The 25,160-nt window shown below is 43.0% G+C and carries 21 protein-coding genes; 12 read left to right on the top strand and 9 right to left on the bottom strand.

Translation table 11 applies throughout. The annotated features are described in order from the left end of the window. Positions 1 to 33: 33 nt before the first annotated feature. Positions 34 to 1,260 (bottom strand): M56 family metallopeptidase, encoded by a 1,227-nt coding sequence (locus AX660_RS10685; RefSeq protein WP_068376296.1) that lies wholly within the window; start codon positions 1,258 to 1,260, stop codon positions 34 to 36. Next, positions 1,253 to 1,627, bottom strand: a complete 375-nt coding sequence (locus AX660_RS10680; RefSeq protein ID WP_068376295.1) for a BlaI/MecI/CopY family transcriptional regulator — start codon at positions 1,625 to 1,627, stop codon at positions 1,253 to 1,255. The genes AX660_RS10685 and AX660_RS10680 overlap by 8 nt, the downstream gene beginning before the upstream one ends. A gap of 150 nt (positions 1,628 to 1,777) precedes the next feature. Here AX660_RS10680 and AX660_RS10675 point away from each other — a divergent pair, with 150 nt between their 5' ends. The 4 genes from AX660_RS10675 (at position 1,778) to AX660_RS10660 (ending at position 5,989) form a co-directional block, all read left to right on the top strand. Continuing rightward, positions 1,778 to 4,582: an intermembrane phospholipid transport protein YdbH family protein gene (locus AX660_RS10675; RefSeq protein WP_068376294.1), complete on the top strand. Its 2,805-nt coding sequence runs from the start codon at positions 1,778 to 1,780 to the stop codon at positions 4,580 to 4,582. Beyond that, positions 4,579 to 4,758: a YnbE family lipoprotein gene (locus tag AX660_RS10670; protein ID WP_068376293.1), complete on the top strand. Its 180-nt coding sequence runs from the start codon at positions 4,579 to 4,581 to the stop codon at positions 4,756 to 4,758. The genes AX660_RS10675 and AX660_RS10670 overlap by 4 nt, the downstream gene beginning before the upstream one ends. A gap of 20 nt (positions 4,759 to 4,778) precedes the next feature. Next, positions 4,779 to 5,105: a YdbL family protein gene (locus tag AX660_RS10665; protein WP_068376291.1), complete on the top strand. Its 327-nt coding sequence runs from the start codon at positions 4,779 to 4,781 to the stop codon at positions 5,103 to 5,105. 107 nt (positions 5,106 to 5,212) lie between these two features. Next, entirely contained in the window at positions 5,213 to 5,989 is a 777-nt protein-coding gene (locus tag AX660_RS10660; protein ID WP_068376289.1) for a substrate-binding periplasmic protein, read from the top strand. A gap of 135 nt (positions 5,990 to 6,124) precedes the next feature. Here AX660_RS10660 and AX660_RS10655 read toward each other — a convergent pair whose 3' ends face one another. Next, positions 6,125 to 7,765 carry a methyl-accepting chemotaxis protein gene (locus AX660_RS10655; RefSeq protein ID WP_068377102.1) on the bottom strand — a complete coding sequence of 547 codons (1,641 nt, stop codon included), beginning with the start codon at positions 7,763 to 7,765 and terminating at the stop codon, positions 6,125 to 6,127. Between the two features lie 219 nt (positions 7,766 to 7,984). On the opposite strand from AX660_RS10655, the gene AX660_RS10650 reads away from it, so the two are divergent. The 3 genes from AX660_RS10650 (at position 7,985) to AX660_RS10640 (ending at position 13,147) form a co-directional block, all read left to right on the top strand. Continuing rightward, positions 7,985 to 8,905 (top strand): porin, encoded by a 921-nt coding sequence (locus AX660_RS10650; protein ID WP_068376287.1) that lies wholly within the window; start codon positions 7,985 to 7,987, stop codon positions 8,903 to 8,905. 326 nt (positions 8,906 to 9,231) lie between these two features. Continuing rightward, entirely contained in the window at positions 9,232 to 12,435 is a 3,204-nt protein-coding gene (locus AX660_RS10645; RefSeq protein WP_068376285.1) for a glycoside hydrolase family 15 protein, read from the top strand. 94 nt (positions 12,436 to 12,529) lie between these two features. Further along, entirely contained in the window at positions 12,530 to 13,147 is a 618-nt protein-coding gene (locus AX660_RS10640) for a LysE family translocator (protein WP_068376283.1), read from the top strand. 46 nt (positions 13,148 to 13,193) lie between these two features. On the opposite strand, the gene AX660_RS10635 is transcribed toward AX660_RS10640, so the two are convergent. Together AX660_RS10635 and AX660_RS10630 are read right to left on the bottom strand one after the other, a co-directional pair. Continuing rightward, positions 13,194 to 13,514, bottom strand: coding sequence for an ArsR/SmtB family transcription factor (locus tag AX660_RS10635; RefSeq protein ID WP_068376281.1), 321 nt, complete (start codon positions 13,512 to 13,514; stop codon positions 13,194 to 13,196). Then, the gene (locus tag AX660_RS10630) at positions 13,511 to 13,954 is read right to left on the bottom strand and encodes an SRPBCC family protein (protein ID WP_068376279.1); all 444 of its coding nucleotides are present in this window, start codon (positions 13,952 to 13,954) and stop codon (positions 13,511 to 13,513) included. The genes AX660_RS10635 and AX660_RS10630 overlap by 4 nt, the downstream gene beginning before the upstream one ends. Before the next feature lie 150 nt (positions 13,955 to 14,104). Here AX660_RS10630 and AX660_RS10625 point away from each other — a divergent pair, with 150 nt between their 5' ends. Beyond that, the gene (locus tag AX660_RS10625) at positions 14,105 to 14,509 is read left to right on the top strand and encodes a GFA family protein (protein ID WP_235594718.1); all 405 of its coding nucleotides are present in this window, start codon (positions 14,105 to 14,107) and stop codon (positions 14,507 to 14,509) included. Positions 14,510 to 14,571: 62 nt separating this feature from the next. Here the strand turns inward: AX660_RS10625 and AX660_RS10620 are convergent, their stop codons facing one another. Then, positions 14,572 to 15,984 carry an FAD-binding oxidoreductase gene (locus AX660_RS10620; protein ID WP_235594717.1) on the bottom strand — a complete coding sequence of 471 codons (1,413 nt, stop codon included), beginning with the start codon at positions 15,982 to 15,984 and terminating at the stop codon, positions 14,572 to 14,574. Positions 15,985 to 16,274: 290 nt separating this feature from the next. Between AX660_RS10620 and AX660_RS10615 the strand changes: the two genes are divergently transcribed. The 4 genes from AX660_RS10615 to AX660_RS10595 all read left to right on the top strand — a co-directional run bounded on the left by AX660_RS10615 (position 16,275) and on the right by AX660_RS10595 (position 19,279). Continuing rightward, a complete protein-coding gene (locus tag AX660_RS10615; RefSeq protein WP_068376273.1) occupies positions 16,275 to 17,261 on the top strand; it encodes an AraC family transcriptional regulator in 987 nt (328 codons plus the stop codon). A gap of 378 nt (positions 17,262 to 17,639) precedes the next feature. After that, positions 17,640 to 17,960 (top strand): VanZ family protein, encoded by a 321-nt coding sequence (locus tag AX660_RS10610; protein ID WP_235594716.1) that lies wholly within the window; start codon positions 17,640 to 17,642, stop codon positions 17,958 to 17,960. Further along, positions 17,945 to 18,412, top strand: coding sequence for a DUF1294 domain-containing protein (locus AX660_RS10605; RefSeq protein WP_068376269.1), 468 nt, complete (start codon positions 17,945 to 17,947; stop codon positions 18,410 to 18,412). Before AX660_RS10610 ends, AX660_RS10605 begins: the two co-directional genes overlap by 16 nt. A gap of 534 nt (positions 18,413 to 18,946) precedes the next feature. Beyond that, a complete protein-coding gene (locus AX660_RS10595) occupies positions 18,947 to 19,279 on the top strand; it encodes a hypothetical protein (protein ID WP_068376265.1) in 333 nt (110 codons plus the stop codon). 267 nt (positions 19,280 to 19,546) lie between these two features. Here the strand turns inward: AX660_RS10595 and AX660_RS10585 are convergent, their stop codons facing one another. From AX660_RS10585 to AX660_RS10575, 3 genes are read right to left on the bottom strand one after another with little or no spacing between them, the layout of a single operon-like run. Then, on the bottom strand, positions 19,547 to 21,142 hold the full coding sequence (locus tag AX660_RS10585) for a general secretion pathway protein GspF (RefSeq protein ID WP_068377099.1): 1,596 nt from the start codon (positions 21,140 to 21,142) through the stop codon (positions 19,547 to 19,549). A 55-nt stretch (positions 21,143 to 21,197) separates the two neighbouring features. Beyond that, the gene (locus AX660_RS10580) at positions 21,198 to 23,672 is read right to left on the bottom strand and encodes a LamG domain-containing protein (protein WP_201027433.1); all 2,475 of its coding nucleotides are present in this window, start codon (positions 23,670 to 23,672) and stop codon (positions 21,198 to 21,200) included. Position 23,673: 1 nt separating this feature from the next. After that, positions 23,674 to 24,891 carry a hypothetical protein gene (locus AX660_RS10575; RefSeq protein WP_068376262.1) on the bottom strand — a complete coding sequence of 406 codons (1,218 nt, stop codon included), beginning with the start codon at positions 24,889 to 24,891 and terminating at the stop codon, positions 23,674 to 23,676. Between the last annotated feature and the right edge of the window lie 269 nt (positions 24,892 to 25,160).

The following is a 25,160-nucleotide window of genomic DNA, read 5'->3' as shown; positions in this document are numbered from 1 at the left end:
TAAGGCAACTGATTAGGGAAATATGTAGCTGTGTTAGTTGAGTACCTTGATCCCCTCAATCAGTGGTTTAATCTGACTTGAATGTTCATCCATCCTAAAATCTAATTGCACTAACAAATTGGCTTGCAACTGTGGCTGGCCACCGATTATCTGTGGTTTATAGCGCCACTGTTCTAAGGCCGTGATCGCTACTTTATCAAAGGTATGCTCAGGCTCAGCTTTGATGACCTTAATATTAGCGGTTGAGCCATCCTGATTGATATCAAATTGTAATAGTACTGAACCTTCAATATTTTGCTGAGCCGCCGCAATGGGATATTTGGGTTCGATACGCAGGACTGGGCTGGCTTCATTAACCTTGTTTGTGTTGACGGTGGGCGTTTGTTGATTCGCCAGTGTTATGCCGCTTAGCAAACTGACAGACAAGATTAAGGTTAATAGAGTTGAACGGGTTTTGCTGGGTGGATTATGTTTGATGGCTTCTATTCTGTTTAACATAGCGTGTTTTGCTCCATATTGTGAGTACAGTGAAAAAGTTTGGTTTGGGTGGGCAAGGCATAACAGCAAGGCTTTGCTGTAGGCGATTTTTTCGTTTTTGTTTTTGTTGACTAAAACAGTGTGATCACAAGCTAATTCTTGGCTGCGCCGAAATGCAGGGTAAGCTAGCCAAACCAAGGGATTGAACCAAAAAACCGCAACAAAGATGACTGCAAGGGCATTAAACAGGTTGTCGGCGCGGTGATAATGAACTAATTCATGTTGTAAAATGAGTTGCTGCTGCAAGGGGCTAAATTGCTGTTGAAACCCAGTGGGTAACACGAGCGTGGGACGCAACAAACCCAGTAACAGCGGTGAGTGGCACTGGGATATTTCAACCACCCGTAAACCGTCTGGCATACTTAAGGCTAACTGGCTGCGATCAAATTCTGACTGCGTAAAAGAGGATATTTTCCACTGGCTGTACACGGCACCCAAGATGACAACCACAACACCACTTAGCCAGATAAATTGCCAGTTTATGAGAGACGCAAAGCTTTGTGTACCTTGCTCAAATTTAACGAGGTACTGATATATATTAGGATCAGTAAATTGCACAAAATTATGCGGCAAGTTGTTTACTAATAAGGCAAGGGGTAACAGCCACCACAAGTGATAGAAGCGCCGAGTGCCAAGTTGTTTGAGTGCTAGTTTTTCGCTTACTAACAGTAAAATCAAACTAATGCTCAAGACGATTTGTTGTGTCAGTATCCAGTTAGCCATTGTCTTTCTCCCATTGGTCGATCAAGGCTTTTAGTTCGTTAACATCCTGTCTTGATAAGTTTTCGCTATTGGCAAATCCCGCCACTAAGGGCGCAACTCTACCGGCAAATAAACGACTGACGATGCTGGTGCTTTCATTGGCCAGATAGGCACTTTTCTCAACTAAGGGAAAGTACAAATAACTGCGTTGCTGTTTTTCATAGTCGATGGCTTGTTTAGTAACCAAGCGGCTCAACAAGGTTTTTACGGTTTTTTCATGCCAGTCTTTGCCTTGATTAAGACGTTCAATGATGTCGCTGGCGGATGCCGGATAGCCTTGCCATAAGGCATCCATTACTTCAAATTCAGTTTTGCTTATTTCGATCATTGCCTTTCCGATTACAAGTGTAGTCAATGTGTTTAGATTACACCTGTAATCATTAAATGCAAACTTTTTATTGGCTATTAGCAATACTTTAATTGTAAAACCGATATGATATGGACACAGGAGCCTTATGCAGCTTAATTGGGTAGGGAAGTGAATAATTTACTGGCTAACATTGGAAAAAATAGAAACCATAAAAAAGGCTTAATTGCCTTACTTGGTTTGTGTTTTTTGTTGGTTATTTTATTGGCTGGTGCTTATTTGCTGCGCAATACCCTAGGCAAAATTATTCTTGAACATATTACCCAAGAGCAACAATTACAAGTTAACTGTCTCGACTTGGATTTTGATTGGCAAGCTAATATTCAAGTCAACAAACTGTGCATTGAACTGCCAAATCTACTACTTAATTTAGATAATGCAACGTGGTTACGCAGTGCAAACAGCGTAATGATCAGTAGTGTGTATTTACAACATGTCGATAAGCCTCTCGCTCCTGTTGAACCATCAACAAGCCCAGCGCTAACAGATTTCCAATTACCCGCCAATCTACCCACAGTTTCAATAGAAAAACTACGTTTAATCTCGCCCTTACTGGCCAAAGAAATACAAGTGGCGGTGAGCTTAGATAATGCCGCGACTTTAGTGCTAAGTGGCGATATTACCGCAAATATACGACTGCAAAATAAGATCTGGCAGGCTGAGATAGAATGGACTTTAGCTGATGTAATAAAAACCCTGCCGCTTGCCCAAACCTTTCAGCAACAACATATTAACTGGTTGACGGATGATGTCGCAGACAACGCAAAATTTGTTAGTCGTATTGATTTTGATGGCCGCCAGCTCAGGGCAAAACATGATGTTAATGTGGATTTACGGCTAGTATTGCCAAACTGTAGTACACATCTGCAAATGCAAGGCAGCTTCGATACTAGCCTGCCCGAACTACTTGTGACGCCTTATGTGAATATTGATTTAAGTGCTATGCACAACACCATTGATCTGAGTGAGTGTGAAGCCTTGCCAAAACCTTTAGCAGACCTACAGTTACAACGTTTTGATTTTAGTGTGCCTAAGCCGGTATATCTTGATTTTCAACATATTACGCTCCCAGAGTTACAGCTAACTACTCACATGCTAGAAAAACAATTGTTGCTGCAGGATCTTCGCTACACATTTAAGGGTGTCATCGAGCTTGCGTATAATCTCAGCATAAAGCAGCAGTTAAGTGTATTTGAGTTTTCCTCAGGAAAATTAGAGTTAAACAGTACAGGGCAACTACACGCTGTCCTGCCAGAAAACCTGCCACTCAGCGCTTTACAATGGACACTTATTGATGGGTTATCACATTTAAACGTGCACCAACTGAGCAAGGATAATATATCGCTGACTCAGCTAACGGCAGATATTAAGTTAAGTGGCAGTCAGGCCACTGGTATCCAGTTGAGTGCTGATTTGCAGGCTGATACCGTTATAGGTTTTGAACTTGCTTTGACTAAGTTGCACAGCCAGTTAGATATGTCGATTAATCCAGAGAATACACTGCAGATTAAGCTCGATAATATGGTGCAACAGCCAAGCTATAAGTTGTTTAAGGCTGCTCAGTTAGACAACCAAATAAGTTTTAGTGCGATGTTATCCGCAACACCTTTTGACGATGGTATAGATAGCTTTAGTCAAGTCAATTTGCATGTTGATAGCGTGTTAAGCAAGTTACACAGCAACGATGTACAAGTTGTAAAACTCAATAATCAAATACAAGTGTTGGGTGACAATGTAGATGACTTGCAGTTTACTTTAGGTACTCAACTCGACGCCATTCAGCTTGAAGGTATTAAACTTAGTAAAGTTAACAATCAACTAAATGCCAAATTATTAAAGCGCAATAGTGCAGAGTTTTCTGGGCAGACTAAGGCCACTAACCTTGTTATTGAAATGACTGACAAACCTTTATTGTTAAAAACGCTTAGTTTTGAGCATCAGGGTAAGACAGGATTTACGCTAGATAACTCTTTTTCACACCATAAAATCTTGTTGGAAAACTCGTTGAAGGCAGAGGTAGAACAACAGCAGCAACATGTAAGTTTGTTGGTTGAGCAGCAAAATGTCACCGATTTACAGCCTTTGATTCGACAACTCAGTCCTGATCTTACTCTCACACAGGGCAAGTTAAATGCAAGGGTAGTTACCACGCTCAACTCACAAAATAGTGAACTTGATGTTGCAGCTGATGTGAAACTCGATGATGTCAGTGGGCGTTATGCAGAATATTTGTTTAGTGGTTTGTCGAGCCAGTCGCCAATCAGTATTAGTTCAGCCGGGCTTCAGTTGGGCGCATCTACACTGCGGCTAAATTTATTAAATGTGGGTTTACCTATTGAACATATTACTGCCACCTTGTTAACACAAAATACAGCTTTAAAACTTGAAAATATCAACGGCAATACCCTTGGTGGGCAGTTTAGGCTTAAAGATGTTTGGTTAGATGGACGTGAACAACATATTGATGTGGTGCTAGAAAACATTGATTTGGCGCAAATTGTTGCCTTACAAGATCAACCTGGCATCAGTATTACCGGTCATATCGGTGGTAAATTGCCAGTGAATAGTAACAAACAAACAGTAGGGATAGACGAGGGTAAGGTAGTGAGTCAGGGCGGTGGTATATTAACGATTAAGGGTAACCCTGCATTTGACAGCATTAAACAGCAGCAAGGAGAGTTAGGATTTTTAGAAAATTATCATTTTAGTCAGTTAGCCAGTAAGGTTACCTTAAAACCTGATGGATGGTTATATTTAGACTTGGCTTTTTATGGGCAAAATCCAGATAAAAAACAGGCAGTAAATTTTAATTACACCCATCAAGAAAATCTGTTTACCCTGTTGGAAACACTTAGAGTGACAAATAATATTCAGGACAAAATTGAACAGAACATCAGCAAAGGAGCTAAGCAATGAAATACTATCTAGTGATGCCGATGTTTATATTAATGACAGCTTGTACTCACACCGTACAGGTTGAAACTAAAGAGCCAATTACCATTAATATAAACGTCAAAATTGATCATGAGATCCGCGTAAAAGTGGATAAAGAGCTGGATAATATTTTCAGCGAAGACAGCAACTTATTTTAATTCGAAGTCAGGAGTATTTTATGAAAATCAATTGGTTACGAAACGTTATTGTCGTAGTTGCGGTGCTATTCAGTACCATGAGTATGGCCTTGGAATTAGATGAAGCTAAACAAAATGGCTGGGTGGGTGAAAAAGATAATGGTTATTTAGCGCAGATTGTTGCTGAGAAAGGGGTGCAGGCTCTGGTAGAGGATATTAATCAGCAGCGTCAAAAGATTTATCGGGAACTCGCGGCAAAAAATAATATCAGTGTGGAGCAGGTTGAAAAACTCGCGGCGCAAAAAGCCTATGCTAAAACCTTGGCTGGTCACTATGTTTGGGTGAATGGGGCTTGGGTAAAAAAATAGTGCTACATTTTTTTTGCACAAAGAATGCAAAATTACAGAATTTCTTTCTTAATATCGGTGAACAATCTACATTTATGACCTAAGTGTAGATTTTACTGGTAGCGCTTTTGAGACATATCCTAATATTACTCAGTTTGATTGTTTGCGGCATAGATGCACAAGAGCTAAAAATACTGGCAGTGGATGAGCCACCGGCTGCCTTTATTGATAGTAGCAATCAACCAGATGGTTATGTGGTTGATATTGTTAAAGCCATGCAAAAGACGCTTAACCATCATGCAAGGATCAACTTTATCCCTGAAGCGCGTGGGCTGAATATTATGGCTGACGAGCCCAATACTCTGCTGATGAGCATTTCCCGGACCCCTTCTCGTGAACCCCATTTTAACTGGATAGCTAAGGTGATGGATAAAAAGTGGGAAGTTTTTACCATGGCAAACAGGCATATTAGTGTTGGATCCTTACAAGACCTGCGTGTTTTGTCGAGCATTGGTGTGGTACGTGGCGATGTGCGTGAAGAGTGGTTAGTCAATGCCAATTTCAAAAATCTCAATTCCGTGACGATGCACAAACAAAATATTCAAATGTTAGAGCTAGGGCGGGTAGAGGCGATTGTGTATGAAAAACATGGCTTGTTAATTCAGGCCAATTCTTTAGGGATAGAATCTAGTCGTTTTAAGTCGGTGTTTGTACTTAATCAGGCATCGGTCTATATCGTGATGTCTAAGGGCTCATCTCCCCAGTTGGTTAAGCAGTGGCAGATGGCTTTTAGCGAGATCGCAGAAAATGGTGAATTACAGAATATTGCTTTACGTTGGCAGGGTATTTTACGCAGCCAATTGAATATAGATTCTGAGGTGGTAAACAACATCCTTGTTTTTTAATACCAAACGACAGTGACAAGATTAAACGTCACAGTATTTACCCAAAATCATTGGAATTACACGGCGGCGGCAAAGGAAATCAACTCTATAACCTTTGCCGTACTAAGTGATTTTTGGGGGAGTGAGAGTAGCCAACTAAACTTTAAAACGCCCAACATTATTATTCAAACCACTCGCAAGTAACGCAATATTGCTCGATACCGTATTGGTTTGTTTGACGACTTCACTACTTTGTTGTGACAAACCATTGAGCATTCCGATAGTGTGATTGATGTCATCAACCACTTTACTTTGTTCTTCAGTTGCTGTGGCGATTTGAATAATGATGCCAGAAGTGGTGCTGACCGAAGCATGTACTACTTTGAGCGAGTCGTGTAAACGTTGCGACATGTTGACCACATCTTCAACCTGAGTTGAACCTAGGGTGATGGCAGTAACCGCTTCTTCCACTCCTTTCTCCAAACCAGCAATCATCTTTTGAATATCTTCGGTGGATTTTTGCGTACGACTCGCAAGGGTTCTTACTTCATCTGCCACAACTGCAAAGCCTCTTCCTTGCTCGCCCGCTCTGGCGGCTTCAATTGCCGCATTTAAGGCTAATAAGTTAGTTTGATCGGCGATTGAGCGGATAACCGCCAGTACCTGAACAATCTGATGAGACTCAACAGCAAGTTTTGCAATCACTTCTTTAGCATGAGCAATGGCATCAGATAAGTGACTAATGTTTACTACGGATTCATCCACCACTTTGCTCGACATAGTGGTATTTTGTTTGACTTCTTCAGTTTCACTTTGTGCGGTTTGAGAGCTATGGGCTATCTCATGAATGGCTTGTCCCATTTGGTTTAAGGCATCGGATATTTGATGCAAATTAATGGATTGTTCATCAGAAATAGACTGATTTTGGCTAGCCGAGCCATTTAAATCTTTAACCGCTTGATTGAGCGTTACCGCGTCATTTTTTACCATTACAATCAAGTTCTGTAGTTTTGACATCATGCCATTAAAAGTGCCAGCCAAAGTCGCTAGCTCGTCTTTACCGTTAGCGTTTAGGCGAGTACGCAAATCTCCCTCACCTTCGCTAATGGTTCTGATCACATTGTTCAATTCAGCTACGCGGGTGGTGACTAATTTGGGACCGTAAATCACGCTTAAGGTACAGACTATGAGGGTTACCACTATTAATACATTCAAAATAACTCGCTGTGAATCGCTGGCATCTCTGGCTTCCTGCGTAATGACATCGGCAACTTCTTTGGCCTTACTGCCCATCACATCATAATTTTTGCGTAATCTTTCGAAATGTTCGATAACCTCAGTGCTGCCAAATTCGGCGGCCTCAGTGACTTTGCCTGAATCGGCCATGGTAAATACTTTGCGGGCTTCGGTTAACCATGTTCGGTAGTCACTTTCAAAGTTTTTGATGGATTGTTCAACTTGCGGATAATCCAAAAGGAGTTGCCTGGCTTTGTTCATACGATCTAAGGCTTGTTGGGCATTTTCATTAAAGCTATCTATTTCTGCATTTGCGCTGTTATTCCCACGCTCCACTTTTAGTAAATAATTTTGACTCGCGGTGAGTGCCTGATAGAGATCTCTGTCAGCATTTAGGGCCACTTCAATGGCGTTCATAAAAGTGCCGGACAGCCTATCCACATTATTGGTTAATTTGTTGTTGGTCGAGATGCTTAATACGGTGATGAGTATCAACATTAACGTGATGGCAAACAGAGGAATAGCAAATTTATAGCGAATTGATAAATCATTGGTAGTCACAAATAACACCCCTTAAACCTTAAATAAACCATGTAAATACATCGGCTGCAAAGATTATAACTTGATTATGTAAAATTGCCTTTTGAGTGTAGTTCGCCAAATTCGCTTGTGCCTACAATCTTGATTTTAAAAGTTAAATAGCTATTTTTTTATATCAACCAAGCGTTTTAATACTTTTGGTATATGCTAATAATTCTGAATTTGCAAAGCGAGGCTAAGATGAATCTGAGTAAATTATTACCTTTGATGGCTCTAGTGAGTATGCAGGCCTTAGGAGAAGAGCAAAATCAAGGTGAATTTTATGCCAAGCTGAATGTAGATGCGCAATCCTCTGATAAAGGTGATGGGCGTTTTAGTGAAATTAAAAGTAATAACTCATGGATTGGTGTGAAAGGTGATTATCAGATTGTGGATGGTATTTCGGTGGTGTATCGCCTCGAATGGAAAGTAGATATTACCGCAGAATCTGGCAACGATAGTTTAACCGAAAGACCTCAGTATGTAGGTATACGTGGCGGTTTTGGCGAGTTGACCTTGGGACGCAATTTTACCGCATTATGGATGGCGCAAGGTAAAATCGATTTATACAACCATTACGAAGGTGATATAGCCAAAATCTGGAAAGGTGAAAATCGTCTGAGCGATGTTGCCAGTTATAGCTCCCCTTCTTATCAGGGTTTTAATATTAAAGTAACTTATCAAGCTGAAAAAAGTGCGCAGGGTGACTCTGCCACGTCTGCAGGTGTATTTTATGGTGATGAAAACCTGAAAAAATATCCTTTGTTTGCGGCAATCGCCCACGACTTTGATGTAAATGGTTTTGATACCACCCGCGCCAGTGTGCAGTACAAGATAGGCCAGCATGTGATTGGTGGTATGTTACAACAACAAGAGCCCGCTGACGGCGGCGAAAGCCAAATGGGAGGTTTGGTGAGTTACAGTTTTAATTCTGGCAATGTAATTTACAAAGTGCAGTACCAAACCTTAGAAGACGATACCAACCTCAATCTCGGTTTAGATTATCCTTTGGGCAATAATACCAAGGTCTTTGCTTGGTATTCGCAAATTGAAAAAGAGAATAATCCTGACAATAAGTTCCTCGCTCTCGGTTTTGAACACAAGCTTTCTTATAAATTCTGAGTTGATTGCTGGCAACCACACTCGCTGCACTTTGTTTGTGCAAGGTGTTGCTAGTGTGGGTACAACAAGATGTGAGTCGCTATTAGTGTTGTAGATCTGTGCTAATACAAACCTTATTAAAACTCCCCGTTGCTCTTATCGACAAACTAATAACGACGATGTTTGCCAAGGAATTAGATTAATGGCGCACTCTTTGCTGTCTGTTTTACTTAATACCAACAAAAGATCAAAAGTTACTAAACCTTAGCAATGTAATATAGTCGTGCTAACTTCTCAGGGTGCCAACAATTTTTCGCATCCTCCAATGCCAGTAATCAGGATAAACCATGCAAGACCTCACACTCAGAACCAAGCTGGATAGCTATCATCAACAAATTAAAACAGTGATCTTGGATAAACAACACCCTATTTCCGGTCTATTGCCTGCCAGTACCGCCATCACTGTACATGGCAATTATCAAGATGCATGGGTGAGGGATAACGTATACAGCATATTGGCCGTATGGGGCTTGGCCTTAGCATATCGTCAATTAGATGATGACGGCGGCCGTGGTTATGAATTACAACAACGTACGGTAAAACTGATGCGGGCTTTGTTGCGCTCCATGATGGCGCAGTCGGCCAAAGTAGAAACTTTTAAAAAAACGCGTAATCCCATTGATTCGTTACATGCTAAATACGATACCGCGACAGGTCAGAATGTCGTAGCGGATCACGAGTGGGGGCATTTGCAAATTGATGCCACCTCGGTATTTTTATTGATGTTGACCCAGATGATAGCCTCAGGTTTAGAGCTTATCTGGAGCGACGAAGAAGTCTGTTTTGTGCAGAATTTGGTGTACTACATTGAGCGAGCTTATCGCACCCCGGATTTTGGGATCTGGGAGCGTGGCGCTAAAAGTAACAGTGGCAGTGTAGAGCTAAACGCTAGCTCTTTAGGCATGGCTAAAGCGGCGTTAGAGGCCTTATCTGGTTTTAATTTATATGGTGCCAAAGGTGGTCAAAGTTCAGTTGTTCATGTGGTACCAGACAATATTGCCCAAGCGAATATCACCTTAGCTGCTATGTTACCCCGTGAATCCAATACCAAAGAAATTGATGCGGCTTTGTTGAGTGTGATTGGATTTCCGGCTTTTACCGTGCCAGACCAGAACCTTGCTAACAAAGTCCGTGATGACATCATCGCCAAACTTGAAGGCCCTTACGGTTTAAAACGTTTTTTGCGTGATGGCCATCAAACCATGCTGGAAGATGAAGGACGCCTGCATTACGAAGAGCAAGAGCTTAAACAATTCGAAAATATCGAGTCAGAGTGGCCCTTGTTTTATGCCTATTTGTATTTGGATGCCATCTTTCGTGATGATCGCGAGCAGATAAGTCACTATCGTGCAAGGCTAGACAAGGTGCTGGTGGAGCAAAATAGTCATAAACTTTTGCCCGAACTGTATTATGTGCCTCTCGAATCCATCGAGCAGGAAAGACTTAATCCTGGGTCGCAGCAGCGTATCGCCAATGACAACGTGCCTTTAGTCTGGGCGCAAAGTTTATTTTTGCTCGGTTGCATGCTCGAAGATGGTTTGTTACGTCCAGGAGATTTAGATCCGCTTGGTCGTCGCCATGTAAAACCCCTGATGCAACCTGTAGTGCAATTGATGTTTCTGGCTGAAGATCAAAAACTGCAACAGGAACTCAGTAGTTTTGGTGTTAACAGCGAAACCCTCAGTGACATCGCACCCGTTAAAGTATGCCGCCCAGAGGACATCGCCATGGTGCATGCACAAATTGGCCGCTGCGATAGTCTAGGCTTAACAGGCAGGGTGTATCGAGTACCTAAAAGTCTTACCACTAGTCGTGTGTATATGTTGGGTAAGTCTCGTGTGGTTTGTTTAACCCCGTCGTTTATGCAGCAAGAATTTTTCTTAAGTTATGATCTGGATTTTTTGGTACGCAGATTTAAAAGTGAACTGAGTTACCTACATCGTAACTGGACTGAGCTGGGTAGACCCACAGTAACGGTTTTGTTAACGCGTAATTTATTGGATGCTGATCGCAGCGCTTTTTATGACTTAGTTAAACAAATTGAATCGGGTTATGTGGATGGCATTCCTGTCAAACTGGGTAAAATGGCGCAACTAAGCGCGACTGCAAGTATGGAGCGCATTGATGAGTTACATGGCTATGCCTTGCCAGAAAAACCACTGGCGGATTTATTAGTACAGGCAAGTCCCTTGATCAGCTGTGGCCAGCACAGTGTATTAACCCAAGCCCAAGAGTTAGAAATTGATCTGGCCAGTGATCCACAAATATTAATTGAGCGACTGGCACAATCAGATAATCTCTACGAGCAAATAGCCCTATTAAATACGTTGGTGAAACGACAAACACTTAACTCTACCATCACCTTTAGTGACCGTTGTTATCGTTTGAGTGACTTATTGGAAAAGGTTTATAGTGAAGCTGGACGTTTACGCTTATGGTCGGTTCTGCGCCAAGCATCAGGTTTATTAGGTAAGGTAGATGGCGATTTGGGGCTGGCGGTAAGTGCTATCTTAGTCGCCCAAAAAATCATTCAAGTGGGTCGTGCTTATAGTGATGAATCATTGATTTCACGCCCGCTCAATGATGATGAGCTATTAGCCAAAATACATACTTATTGCCGCGAAGATGTAAGAGATCAAATCCTTACTCAAGAGGTTTTACTGTGCCTTGGTTTATTGATTAAAGCTCGTCCTGAATTGTTTAGTGAGCTTCTGACTATTCGAGTCAGTCACTTGATTATTCTCCTGAGTAGTCAAATTGCTAGAGCAGAAAATATTACATCTGATCAAGCCTACGAACGTTTAATGGCCATGGCACCTTCGCTTATTCAAGAACGTATAGAAGCGGTATTAGAGGATTATCAATCCCTGGCTGATTTACCGCAAAAAATGGAAAAACTCCATGCCAAAGGTTCCTCTGATACCCTTAATTGGCAACAAAATTTAGGTCTTGAACAGCTCGCAATACCCACCGATGGCTGGTTAGTGTGGCGTCAGCATCAGGGAATTATTGATCGTCGTTCAGCGGCCTTTAACGAACAAATTTGGCTGATATTGCACCATACAACTGGTCTAGTGATAGGCAACAAAATGGATAAACGTAATCGCATTAATAGCGGCGTAGTGCTCAGCGATATGACGCCGGGCGAAGCCGCATTCGCCTTGTTAACCGAGCACATGCTGAATAATATTCAAGCCGCCGAGTATCGCCAATTAACCATCGAAACCTTAAATGCGCTAGCCAGCTTTTTTGCACAGAATCCAAGCTTAAAAGTTGATGAGGCTATAGTGGTTGATGTAACTATTGGCCATGCGGTTAATTTGGCCTATTTAGCCACCTACCCACAAAGAGCCGAAAATTACAATGAGCATAAAAGTCATGCGTGGGAGTGTTTTTATGCTCTTTCGCCGCAAGATAGCACGGCCTCGATTATCTCTGCCCTGAGCAGTTTATTAACAGTACGTACTTCTGCCGCTGAGGTCGTTGTGTAATAAGTACATTTACCCCTATGACTGGCTAGCGTAAACTAGCCAGTCTGCAACTCACCATTTTTACATTCGTTACTCGTTTAAAAGATCACTACCTATGCCTGATATTGCAGTACTTGCGGTGTTTATTCCGACCTTCTTTTTTGTCTCGATTACCCCAGGTTTATGTATGACCTTAGCCATGACACTGGGCATGAGTGTGGGGGTAAGACGCACTTTGTGGATGATGTTAGGTGAGGTATTGGGTGTTGCCACCGTGGCAATTGCTGCAGTGCTTGGCGTAGCTGCGATGATGTTAAATTACCCGCAGGTATTTGCCTTCTTAAAATGGCTAGGCGCTTTTTACTTAGCCTATGTCGGGATAAAAATGTTTGTGGCTAAAACTCATATCGACAGCTTAAAAAATACCAAAATTGATCCTAGTAACATGGTACTAATCTCTCAGGGTTTTATTACTGCCATCGCCAACCCCAAGGGCTGGGCTTTTATGATCTCCTTATTACCCCCTTTTTTAAGTTTAGATAAACCACTCACAACTCAGCTAGCGGTGTTAGTGGGCATTATAATGTGCAGCGAGTTTATCTGCATGTTGGCTTACGCCAGTGGCGGAAAATCCTTACGTTTGTTGCTTAATAAAGGCAACAACCTGCGCTGGTTAAACCGAATAGCCGGTAGTTTGTTGATAGGTGTTGGTGTGTGGCTGGCGCTGGGATAAATAAACTCATTCAGGGTTTAGCAAAGTCATGGCCAAGCAAAGCCAATTAATTTTGTGTCTTATCTTCTGTGAGCCGTTTGAGTGCGTGAAGACGGAGTTCCCATTGACTTTCCAGTTTAGCGATAAATTTTCGCGCAATTTGTAACGTCGCTGTATCTAAAATGACCTGGGTTTCTCGACCTTGTGGTTTAAGTTGCACCAGATTGGACGATACAAGAACCTGAATTTGTTTTCTGGCGCCTTGACGAGAGATACCCAGATTGTCGGAGAGCTCGGTGATCGTGTAAGGAGATCCACGAGTCAGTCGCTTGATGATCTCAAGCCGAATGGGATCTCCCAGTGCTTTGTAAATATCCGCTTCAATCATTTATTAGCTGTAAAATAGTCGCCCAAGCGAGCTATCATAAACTCCCACCCGCCGGAATTTTGTTGGAAAGATGCTTCCATAAACTCGCGTGGTAAATGGTTAAAGCCCGATTCTGTCAGGGTCACTTTACAACAATTGTCTGCCAGTTCTTCAATACGAAATTCCACTAGGGTATTGGCGACACTAAGCACATCACCAACAAAGTGCTGGCTCCCTGGAACCCAACGATAAGAAAAATATTCATAAGGCTTGGCATCCGCAATATATACACTCGTTTTTCCATGCTCACCGAATCCGAAAATTGTCTGCTCGCCGACCATGTAGTCACCTTCGAGTGTTTCTGGAAACCATAAGACGACTAACTCAGGATTGGCTATCGAGTCATAAATTCGTTCTTTAGTGGCATGAATGATAATTTCTCGCTGGATGACATCTTGCATAATTCAGTCCTAGTATTGGCTGTATATTCAGGAAGTCATTATTTAAGCACAGCTACACATCAACATGCAACCATTTGGTTGCATGTTGCATATTTTTTAGCTAATCTCATTGTTAACTACCTGATTAGCGTGACACCTTGAGTGCCATCGATGAGTTATCGTGAGAGTACACACAATCGTAATGTATTAATTAAACTGGAGATTGAAATGAAATACCAAGCGAGTTGCCATTGCGGAAACGTATCCTTCGTATTTGATAGTGAAATAAAAGAAGCGCTGTCTTGTAATTGCTCTATTTGTGAGCGCCGAGGCTCGCTATTGATTTTTATACCACGTTCTGAATTGCAACTTCTCACTCCAGAAGAAGCTGCCGTAACTTATACATTTAATAAACACACAATTAAACATCGCTTTTGCTCAACTTGTGGTATTCACCCTTACGGTGAAGGTCTTGATCCACAAGGCAATGCGGTGGCTGCAATAAATATCAGGTGTGTTGAAGGCTTAGATGTGGCCGCTATTCCTGTGCAATACTTCGATGGTAAGTCAGCCTAACGACTTAAAGCATTCAAACGAAATAGCGCCGAACTTGATGTTCGGCGTTATCAATACAAAGTTTAAGGCACAATATTTTGGTTAACTCTGAATAAATTGCCCGGATCGTAATGTTGTTTGATCTGTTTGAGTCTGGGAAAATTAGTGCCATAGGCTTCGCCAATGCAATTGTCATCTCCCTCAGGAATAAAGTTTACATAAATACTGCCCATTGCATGAGGCGTTAAGTTGCTATGCAGCCGCCGCGCCCAGTTACGGAATATGTCATCGTCAGTGGCGTCTTGCCAGCGGGTATGCACGTTCATGGTAAAGTGCGGTTTACGGTTTAACCAAGGGGTATCCTGTGGTGCGACTTTAGTCACCGCGCCACCTACATGGGCAATAAAAATTTCACACTCATTGCCGGGTAAAGTCATGATGGCTTTTTCAATTTCCGTGACGACGTTGTTATTAACGGTAGTGAAATCCAGGCTTTTCCAGTAATTTCTGGCGCCTTCAGTAAGTAAAGGATCAAAGGCTGCCTGCCATGCTGTAAAAGGCATGGGACCGATTGCTTCGGCAATGGGTTGACCTATTTTTCTAAAACCTTCTGTTGCTTTTTGGCCTTGTGCCATATCGCCTATATAACACATCGCCATTACCAGTACTTCTTTGCCATGCCATTCTTCAGGCAAAAAGGGCAGGGGCGGTGCTTTCCGCATGACTATCCAGCAGGTTAAATCTTCAGAGGCTTTGTCAACGATGGCTTGATATTGTTCAAGTACATTTTTGGCTTCAGAGAATGGGTGTACCACCATACCGGCTAGTATTTCCGGGCCTGCCTGATGCAAGGTAAATTCGAACTCAGTGATCACGCCAAAATTGCCACCGCCGCCATGGACTGCCCAAAACAGGTCGGGGTGTTCGTCCGCATTGGCCTTAAGGATGTCACCTGCTGCCGTGACTATGGTTACTGCAATCAGGCTATCGATAGTCAAACCAAACTTACGAGTCGTCCAGCCAAAGCCGCCACCTAAAGTTAATCCGGCAATGCCCGTGGTAGAATTAATGCCCGTTGGCACCACTAAACCATGTTGTTGAGTGGCGCTATCCACATCAGCTAAAGTTGCGCCGGGCGCGACTTTCATGGTTTTTTGCAGTGGATCCACCTTCACTTCTTGCATAGCGCTAAAATCGATCACCAGTCCGCCATCCGCTAAGGCCTTGCCAGCGATATTATGCCCGCCTGATTTGATAGCTAGCAAAATGCCATGACTACGGGCAAAATTTACTGCTTTTACAACATCTTGCGCATTACTAACCCGCACAATTACGCCAGGTAATTTATCAATCATGCCATTCCATAACGCGCGGGCTTCATCATAATGTTCTGCATCAGGCATGATGATCTCCCCTGACAGGGCTTGGTTAATTGCGCTTTTGTCTATATCTGTAGCAGTGCCATCTAATTTTTTAAATCGTAGTGTATTCATCATTTGTACTCCGGTTCGATGTCTGTAACGTCCTTAAATTCCTTAATTAATCGGTTTTTACCTTACAATTAGCATACGTTATTTAACTAAAAATAAATGAGTGACACTGCTTAATCCACTAAACCAAAAACCTGATTTATCTTGCTCGTCTTAGCAAAAAAAGTTAATAGCCAATTAACCTGAATTTATGTCCAATCGTCCAAAAAATGAGCTAATCTATTCTTTGTTGTACGCGCTTTTGATTCTAAAACCGCTATTGCCAGAGGCAAAAAGGCCCTCTAAGGAATAATCAAATGGATGTATTAACCGAAGTACTGAATAGCTTACATATTAAAGGCGCGCTCTATTTTGAGGTAGAAGCAGGGCAACCATGGGTATTGGTTAACCCGCCCATGCACTTAATTGGGGCATTTATGTTGCCTGAAGTAGAGCATGTTATTCCCTTCCATATCATGATGGACGGTGAAGGTTGGGTGAGATCAGACGATGATACTGCGCCACCAATAAAGCTCGAATCAGGTGATGTTGTGATGTTTCCCATGGGCTCAAGCCACGCGTTAACGTCTGATATTAACAATTGGCAAGGTACATATGCAGATCCTGGTTTTTATCAGGAAACAGCGGCCAAAGAATATCCCTTTACTAAAGTAAAGTTGGGGGAAGGGCTTGAATGCGCAAAAATGGTGTGTGGCTATATTGGTTTTAATGCGAGACCGTTAAATCCATTGTTAGAAACCCTGCCCAAAATGTTGGTAGTAAAAGAGCACATAAGTGATAAAGGTTTGATGCAACAATTATTGCTTTCTACCTTAAAGGAAATGCGCAAATCCACAGCCAGTGCCAGACATAACGTGACTAAATTAAGCGAACTCATTTTCACTCAAGCCCTTAGGCAGCATATGGAAAGCCAAAGCGAAAACCCGACAGCAAATTGGCTTACAGCAATCAAAGATGAGCATATTGGTAGGGCTCTGGTATTGATCCATCAAACCCCGCTGAAGGATTGGAGCTTGGCGCAGTTGGCAAGTGAGTGTGGTATGTCGCGTTCATCGCTGGCCGAGCGATTCAGTTATTATGTTGGCCAATCTCCCATGCAATATATTAATCGCTGGAAAATGCAATTAGCCTCTAAACTTCTTGCTGATGGCATGAGTATTGTTTGTGTTGCAGAGCACATTGGATATAGCTCTGAATCCGCTTTTCAAAAAGCCTTTAAACGCACGGTCGGTCAAGCCGCAGGTAAATGGCGAGTAAGTCACCACCATAATAATGCTCAATAAGGCAGTGTGAATTTGGGGTATTTACCTAAGCATGAGGAACATGACTCCTATCACGCTTTTCTTGGCTATGGCAAAACCGTAACCGAGGAATTAAAGTTGCAGGCCTTTATGTCGGGTAATAAAAACTTAATGATTACTGGTAAGGTTTTGTATGTGCTTGGCTAAGTCACTTTTCCGTCAAAACGTCTTATATTCAAACAAGAAGTGTTACGGGCTAGAAATGTACAACCCTTAGCGCAATAATCGGTTTTGTTAATGATCCCCAACCCTTTGTAAATTAAGAAGCGAACGATGTATCGGATAATTTCAGCCTTAGCTATTTGCTTTTTCATCTTTATTCTCTGGATTATTTATCTGGCAAATACAGGTGGTAGCAGTGTGTTTTTTGAATTTGTCGCTTCTTTTCCATATGGAGACAAAGTAGGTCATGCTGGGCTTTTTGGTTTTCTGACTCTGGTCGCCATAATCGGTTTAAGATTTAGCCGTTTTACGCTGGGCAAATTGCCTATCTACTATGGAGGGATATTAGTGAGTTTATTTGTTATTGGCGAAGAACTTAGCCAAGCATTTATCCCTTCTCGTACCTTTGATTTTATGGATCTGGCGGCAGATTTTGTAGGCATAGTCGTGGCCATCGGTGTGGCGCATTTTATGCGTCAACATTTAGTAAAAAATGAGAAAATATGCAGTACCAAATAGTTGTTGTTTTAGTTGCTACGGCCGCCATTATGGGATCTTACATTCTTGGCTACACTCCACCCTTTGTTGGTATCACATTTGGTATTGTTAGCCTGATAGCGTTTTACTATTACGCTAAAGATAAAAAAGCCGCTGTAAATGGCGATTGGCGCGTGTCAGAAAATACTTTGCACATTCTAGCCTTGTGTTGTGGTTGGCCCGGTGCACTCATCGCGCAAACAACTCTGCGACATAAAACTAAAAAGCTCGGCTTTAGAGTCGTATTTTGGTTTACCCTGTTAGTCAATGTCAGTGCTTTTGCTTGGCTCCATTCTTCACAAGGAAACGCTCACCTTAGAAATGTCTCCCATGATATTAGACGTTTTACATTAGCCCAGACTCAATCAACAAACATAATGTTAGTAACGGATTTTTTAACCCATTACCGGCCAAAGAGATCCTATGTTTATTAACAAGGTAAAAGGTAATTATCCACACAACAAACACGGGTTGAACACTGTTTCCTCGGCCTGTGTTATCTACTCTGGTAGCAATTGAGATGAATAGTTTACGCGTATTTTTATCCAGTTTAATTTTTATACTAAGTTGCTATTTTCTTATTGATTTGCTTCTTTATGGCTTTGATTGGCTGTTGTTACTGTGCAGTCTAGTGGGTTTTGTTTGTGCTCATTATCTGTGGCCACCAAAACACGATGACGAAACATCGTGGTATGACACAGTAGAAGTGGTGATCGAATTTCCCTTTAGGGCAATCGCCCTGCTTTTGCGAGGACTTGCTAAAATCTTTAAAAATGCTGATTCAGGCCTAGATTTGTAAAAACACCTGAGAAGAGTAAAAAATACTGATGAAAAGCGAGCCCGAGATTATAAAAGTAAATTATTGTGCCATTAACGAAATTACTTAAAATATTTCAATTACTCTGTTCTCAAGTCGCAGTTTTTTATCGTTGGCAATATACAATTCTTTGACATATTTAAGAGATAGCATGAAAAAATTAGTTTTACTCCTGTTATTCGTTTTGACTATTAGCTCTTGCAGTAAACCGATTCCTATAGATAAATTATCCTATGTTGGTGAATGGCAAAGCAAAGAAATGTATTTGTTAATTCTGGCTGATGGCACGGTCGCCTATCAAAGACTTCAAAATGGCGGCACAACGTCAATTAACGGACCTCTTAAAGAGTTTGTTGGCGATGATTTTGTTGTCGGATTAGCTTTTTTGACAACAACATTCATGGTCTCAGAAGCCCCGCATCAAATAGACGACCGATGGATTATGGTTGTTGATGACGTTAGATTAACTAAAAACCAAGATTAGATAAGCACTTAAGCTTTTGGTTTTGACGAGCATTATTATTCGGCTTTGGTGGCTGAGTGTTAATAGAGCTAGTGCTTACTAATGTTTTAGGCCAGTGGGGACTACAAGATTCATGACAATCAGCAGATAAAGGTAAGTTAAGGCAAGGTTTAGTTTGGTTGCTCATATTCAAATTTCCTTGTTAATAAACTAGTGGAGATACGAGCTATAACTCACTCGCTATTTGTATAAGCGTGATTTTTAAGTGCCAACCGCCATTTAAGATAATTAAATTACACCACTGACTATCGGCTCAAATGCCGTGAGGCTATCCAATAGTGCCGCGTTCCCCAAGCCATTTTGTGGAAACAACGAGCCAAACTGGCCTTGTTCACCATGTAGGGCTAAGTAATTTAGCACCACGGTTTCGACTAATAAATTAACGTTATTGGCGGCGGGTGTGGCGCCAGTCTCTACTGAGGCATCACTGCGCATATAACCCAGTTGCTGGTGTTTGGCTTGTTGCTCAACCGTTGAGCCGAGTAACTGAGGCGTGCCATTAGGGTTGTAGACTAAAAAGAAACTGGCAGCGGTGGAAGAGTTATCCCCAGTCCATACCCCTTTGCCTCGGCCATTCATGGAGTTATCGACCATACCATTACTGGAGACCGAGCCATCACTGCACACGTACATCATCAGTGGCATGCCTTTGCGCGCGGCGTATTCAAGGCAAGCGCCCATGCAGCGACCTGCGCGTAAATCTCTGGTTTCGCCGGTTGAGCGGTCGCCGGTGTGATAGTCAAAACCACCCATGGTAATGGTGCCTGCACCGGCAAAACCATTAATCACTAATTTGATCACTGAAGCGGTTTTCTGAAATTCTCCGTCATTGGCAAATTCTTCTGCGCTGAAAATACCCCCGTCACCAACTAGATCGGCATCAAGAGCAGGGTTTAACGAGGAAGGATCGCCAAAACGGTCGGTAATATCGGCGCTTTTAACATAACCACAGTTAACTAAATCTTTGAGTACGTCGTCGCTAGTGATCTGAGTATTGACCTTGCCTAATTTCATGGCGCTGATACGTTGAATGGATTCCATTACCAGTACCGAATCTTGCTGGCTTAATAAACCCACTAGGTCGCCGGTATCCACTAATCCGGTGACGTCAGAAGGGCGGTCAATTTTGGTAGGGCGTTTTGCCGCATTGATCATCATAGTGGGGGCCATGGAGTTACCACCCGAATCGCTGTTGCGCGAACCCACTAAGGTTAACAAACTACCATCAGCACCCACACGGTTAATGCCGTACATGGGATTATGGGGGTTGTTGCCAGTATCATTTTCAGAACGAGCGGGAATAACAGCGCCATTCACATTAGCGCGGTTGGTTATGGCTAATTTGTCTTGAATACCGCGTAAAAAGGCACTGTCAGAGTGAAAAGCTAAACCCAGTTCGGTATTAATAAAATCACTTAAACCTGTGGTGGGATTGGCAATAGGTGGCACCATGTCACCGGGTAAACCCAGTTTGCTGTAACCCGCAGTACTTAAAAAATCGAGTTGACCACCACGGCCACCCACTAAGACGTTCGAGCCTGCAATATTGGCGCCGCCAGCCAAATCAAAGACGATAAAGGGGATTTTACCTGCGCCTTGAGCTGCAATACCGCAGCTACTTTTTAAAGCTTCAAGATCCGATGATAAACCAGCATGCGCCTTATTTGTATTGGCTAACAAACTAAACACCGAGCCACTGCACACCGTGCCGACACCGGCCATAAAACCTTGGGCGATAAACTCCCGACGGGTCAGCGGTTTTGCATGGCAGTTATGGCGCAAAGGCTCATTGAGTGCAAAGGAGGTACTGGTCTTTTTCATCATTCTTTTCATAAGGTATTTCTCATAAAATCTTTGTCATATGCCTATTGCAACGTGGCTATTGTAAGGTGACCGCGGCACTGCCAAGAGTGGCGGCACACAGGGCTTTAACCACTGTCTTGGTGTAATTGGCATCACATACTTTGCCTGCAGAGCAGTCGGTAAGAAGTTCTAACAAGGTGTCTAACTCGTTTGCAACTGCGCTACTTTCAGGTTGAGTACTGATGTTTTGACCTAAAACCTTGGTGATTAAAGGGTTAAAAATCAAACTCTTGTCCTGATCAGTAAAAGCACTGCTGGCAGCCTGACTAAAATCAAAACCACTAAAAAAGGCTGGGCGTAAACTGCTTGATTCCACCAGTTGGTCACAATATTTAATCGCCATTTGCGTGACGGCCATTTGATTAGATGCCAAAAAGCTACCCATATTAGTCACAGCAGGCAGTTGTTGTTTTAGCTGCTCATAAGCCGCCTTAACTGCGCTATTGTTTTGGCTAACACCGGTGAGGGTGGCCATGCTAGCGTTAATTTCGGCAAAGTTACGCATGCCAATATCGCTTTGTGCACTTAGATCAACCGCCTCGGCAGGTAAGGGCGGATCAGCCTCGACCACTACATTTGTTTGGCGACCCAGTTGCTCAAAGGTTAGGAAAAACTCATCCAGCTCAGCGCCTTTTTCCAGTGGAATAATGGTGCCCAAACGTGACAATATCTGCCCTTGTCCCGCAACATACTCTGCTTGGTTGACACTGGTATCGAGATTTACAAATACCTGCCCGACGGACGCTTCACGGCCATTGATGCCAATGCGCATACCTTTGAGTGGGGCCGGTTCTATCACCGCATTGTCATCTAAGGAGATAAAAAACGGTTCGCTGAATAAATAACTATAAGAGTCGTAGAGGCTGGTTTCGAAGACCACATAACTTTGGTTAATCTGCGTGATGCTACTTACATCAAACAGTAAAAAGAATTTTTGTCCAATGCCCACCTCAAAATTCTGGGTGATTTGCTCGGCGCTGAGCACTCTATTATGAATAGCCACCATGCGAATAGAACCGGCCCACGTAAATTCGCCTGACACTTCACTGCCGAGCACAAAAGCATAAGTACTGTTCCAGTTATTCAAATCGCCCGGCGCAGTATTGTCTAGGTCTTCTGTAAACACCCCGTTAATAAATAGTTGTCGACCATTGATTGGGTCATAGTTCAGTACTACATGTTGCAAACCGGCTTGTAAATCTTCGTCGGCATCGGCGGTGGACAGAGCTGGATCGCCGTTATTATCAGTATTGCTGGTGCGTAACAGAGCATCGTAGTTGTAAAGGCTTTGGCCTAAGGTAAAGTTACGATTTTCTGCGCCGCCCGAATAGCTAATAATTCGGGCTGGGCCTTCTTGCGTGACATTGGCCGGCACCACCCAAGCTTCAATTGAAAACTCATTGGTGGCAGTAATCAAATCATAGAGCTTTTTACTACTGGCGGTTGAGCTCTGGGCTTTGCCCTTCACTAATTGAATACCCCAACCGTTGATCCACGAATACTGACCGTTAAGGCTCAGGTTCATGGCGGGGTCAACCCCACTCGTATCAAAGGCGGTACCGCCTTTGCCGGTTTTAAATTCCCATTTGGCAATCACGTCTTTTTCAAAACGTCCGCCGCCTGTTGCCAGTGTGCCTTCAAATAAACTTAGGGCTTTGCTGTTAACCAGCTTTTCATCTAAAAGCGTTAACTCAATGGCATCGGCCATTTGTTGGATGGCCATGACTAGTTCATTAGCATTGCTGGCACAATCACTCCAACAATTATGAAATTCGTCGCGCAAACGACCCACAAAACGTGAGTTGGCAGGGTTGTCTAACTCAATTCGTGCTTTAGCTGCCCCATAGGCTTCACTAATATCGCTGGAGGCAAAATAGGGCGAGATAGGAATAGTGGCTGAATTGGTATGGCAATTAGCACAGTAGGTTTCGAGTAAGGGGTAGACGGTCGAGCTAAATAACTCATTACTTGCGGGGAAGTTTTTATTAGCCCCCGGCTCTTTAGCTAAGGGCGCTTCGAGGATGATTTCATTGGCATTGTTTTCCACATTGGCCCAGTTACTGATCCAGGTGGTCATGATGTCAGCGCAGGCCGAGTCACTTGCCAACCAGCAATTGTGCCCGCCCGCTACTTTCGTCACTAAAGTCGAATCTTGCGCTGAGGTTAAATTAACCAGTGAATTAGCGGCGCTGTAGGCCAAGTTAATATCGTCATTGCGAGCAAAAGATGGGCTTTGTTGGTCTTGTACATGACAAGCTCCACAACGTTCTTTGCTGCTGATGTTGTCCCATAGCGCTAATTTAAATTGCTGTACGTCGGCAGTCGCGCCTACCGGGCCAGAATAGGTAATGGGGCTGGTATCGACTGGAGGTGGAGCCGGATTTTGCACCACGGGTGCACTGCCTCCACCACAGGCGCTAAGCCAACAGGCCAACAATAAAATGCTAGTAAGTTTATTGCTCAGGAGTTTGAGAGAATGATTAATCTGCATTTTATTCTCCCTTACAATAATTGGCGGTATCAGCAAACACTTGTTTTAGCTGATAGCCATTTTGCCGAAAATTGCCGGTCATGTTGGTAATCTCCGCTCGGTCTTGGGCATTTTGCGGGCTGCGTAAACACACGTTTTCGAATACTTTAGTTACTTGGCACTGGGCAAATTTTTGACTGTTAGCCAGCTCCCAACCCATGGATTTAGCGCCGCTGCCTTGAGCAGGCAAACTTTCATCCCAACCAAGGTTTTTATTTAAACCCGCGCGCCAGTAATTACTCCAGTTGTCATTGTCGGTGATAAAACCAAAGGGGAAGTTATTGCCGTTGATCAAATATTTGGTTTGCACTCGAGTGCCGGTTTGTGGGTCTATTTGACCACTGGCATTGTATTGCAGACGACCGTTTTCACCCTCAGGGTCACTATCTACATCGTATTGATAATTATAATAAGCAAAGGCTTGAGCCAGTGGATCCATGCCCGAATGACAACCAATACAGGAGTTATTAAAGATACGACTATCACCACCTGGGCTGCGGCTAATATCTTGACGAATGCGATCCGGTGCACGGCTAGTATCTTTAAGGCCTTCAAGATCAGTACACAGATGGTTAATCAGGGTAAATCGAAACATGGCGCGGTTAGTACCGTCTTTAAAAAAGGCTTTGGCGGCAGCGCGGGTGGTGAGTATGCCAGCTGTAGCGTCGCTGGGAATACCTAATAAAGTTGATTGGCTGGTGGTTTGTAATACGGCTTTGAGATCAGCATGTTGATCTTCTAAGGCTTGATAATGGGCGTTGTTGTTAGGGCTGTAAGCAGGCAGGTTGAGGCTGTTATCAGCAATATAGAGTACATCGCCCGAGAGGATGGTTCGAAAATCCACATCGTCACGAATGATGCCAATGACAGTGGCGCTATAGTCATTTAAAGTCGCAAAAACATCGGCTTCTTCATTGGTCCAAGGCGTGACCCAGTTTTTTAAGGTGATGTTATAAAATGAGGCATTATCCATCGCCAGATAAGCGGCTTGGGTGACATCACCCTGCTCAATACTACTTGCCATCAGATCTAATACTGCGGCTGAAGGTGGCACACCGGCTAACCTGTCATGAATACGTTTGGCTTGTTCACGGGAGCCTGCCACAGACTGAGTGCATAACACTAGGCTGCAGAGTATTGCGCAACTGAGTGAATTAATGTGTCTGACAAGCTGTTTCAAAGCAGAACTCCTGTGCGGATAGGTTAACACGGCTTCATTAGAGGCTTAATTTCCCTATGGGTAAATATGACTTGAGCTTATAGGGTCTTAATCCCTATACCTTTGTAGGTGATTAAACCAAGGAAGATAAGTTGTTAATGGCCAATTCTGATTTGCAAAAGGCAACTTTTGCACATCAAAGAATGCGTCAGCACATTTTAGACCATAAATTTGAGTTCAGACCTTAAAGGGGCTGAACAGGGTAGGGACTGACGTTTGGTCTTAATGGT

The organism is Paraglaciecola hydrolytica (genome assembly GCF_001565895.1).
Taxonomy (GTDB): domain Bacteria; phylum Pseudomonadota; class Gammaproteobacteria; order Enterobacterales; family Alteromonadaceae; genus Paraglaciecola; species Paraglaciecola hydrolytica.
The sequence above is the reverse complement of the archived record's forward strand: the minus strand, read 5'-3'. Positions and strand labels throughout refer to the sequence as shown.

Coding starts and splice junctions, on each gene's coding strand:
- AX660_RS10650 (WP_068376287.1), top strand. CDS start 7,985: ATGAATCTGAGTAAATTATTACCTTTGATGGCTCTAGTGAGTATGCAG.
- AX660_RS10670 (WP_068376293.1), top strand. CDS start 4,579: ATGAAATACTATCTAGTGATGCCGATGTTTATATTAATGACAGCTTGT.
- AX660_RS10665 (WP_068376291.1), top strand. CDS start 4,779: ATGAAAATCAATTGGTTACGAAACGTTATTGTCGTAGTTGCGGTGCTA.
- AX660_RS10685 (WP_068376296.1), bottom strand. CDS start 1,260: ATGGCTAACTGGATACTGACACAACAAATCGTCTTGAGCATTAGTTTG.
- AX660_RS10680 (WP_068376295.1), bottom strand. CDS start 1,627: ATGATCGAAATAAGCAAAACTGAATTTGAAGTAATGGATGCCTTATGG.
- AX660_RS10605 (WP_068376269.1), top strand. CDS start 17,945: ATGCAGTACCAAATAGTTGTTGTTTTAGTTGCTACGGCCGCCATTATG.
- AX660_RS10645 (WP_068376285.1), top strand. CDS start 9,232: ATGCAAGACCTCACACTCAGAACCAAGCTGGATAGCTATCATCAACAA.
- AX660_RS10580 (WP_201027433.1), bottom strand. CDS start 23,672: ATGCAGATTAATCATTCTCTCAAACTCCTGAGCAATAAACTTACTAGC.
- AX660_RS10640 (WP_068376283.1), top strand. CDS start 12,530: ATGCCTGATATTGCAGTACTTGCGGTGTTTATTCCGACCTTCTTTTTT.
- AX660_RS10625 (WP_235594718.1), top strand. CDS start 14,105: ATGAGTTATCGTGAGAGTACACACAATCGTAATGTATTAATTAAACTG.
- AX660_RS10635 (WP_068376281.1), bottom strand. CDS start 13,514: ATGATTGAAGCGGATATTTACAAAGCACTGGGAGATCCCATTCGGCTT.
- AX660_RS10630 (WP_068376279.1), bottom strand. CDS start 13,954: ATGCAAGATGTCATCCAGCGAGAAATTATCATTCATGCCACTAAAGAA.
- AX660_RS10595 (WP_068376265.1), top strand. CDS start 18,947: ATGAAAAAATTAGTTTTACTCCTGTTATTCGTTTTGACTATTAGCTCT.
- AX660_RS10620 (WP_235594717.1), bottom strand. CDS start 15,984: ATGATGAATACACTACGATTTAAAAAATTAGATGGCACTGCTACAGAT.
- AX660_RS10585 (WP_068377099.1), bottom strand. CDS start 21,142: ATGATGAAAAAGACCAGTACCTCCTTTGCACTCAATGAGCCTTTGCGC.
- AX660_RS10615 (WP_068376273.1), top strand. CDS start 16,275: ATGGATGTATTAACCGAAGTACTGAATAGCTTACATATTAAAGGCGCG.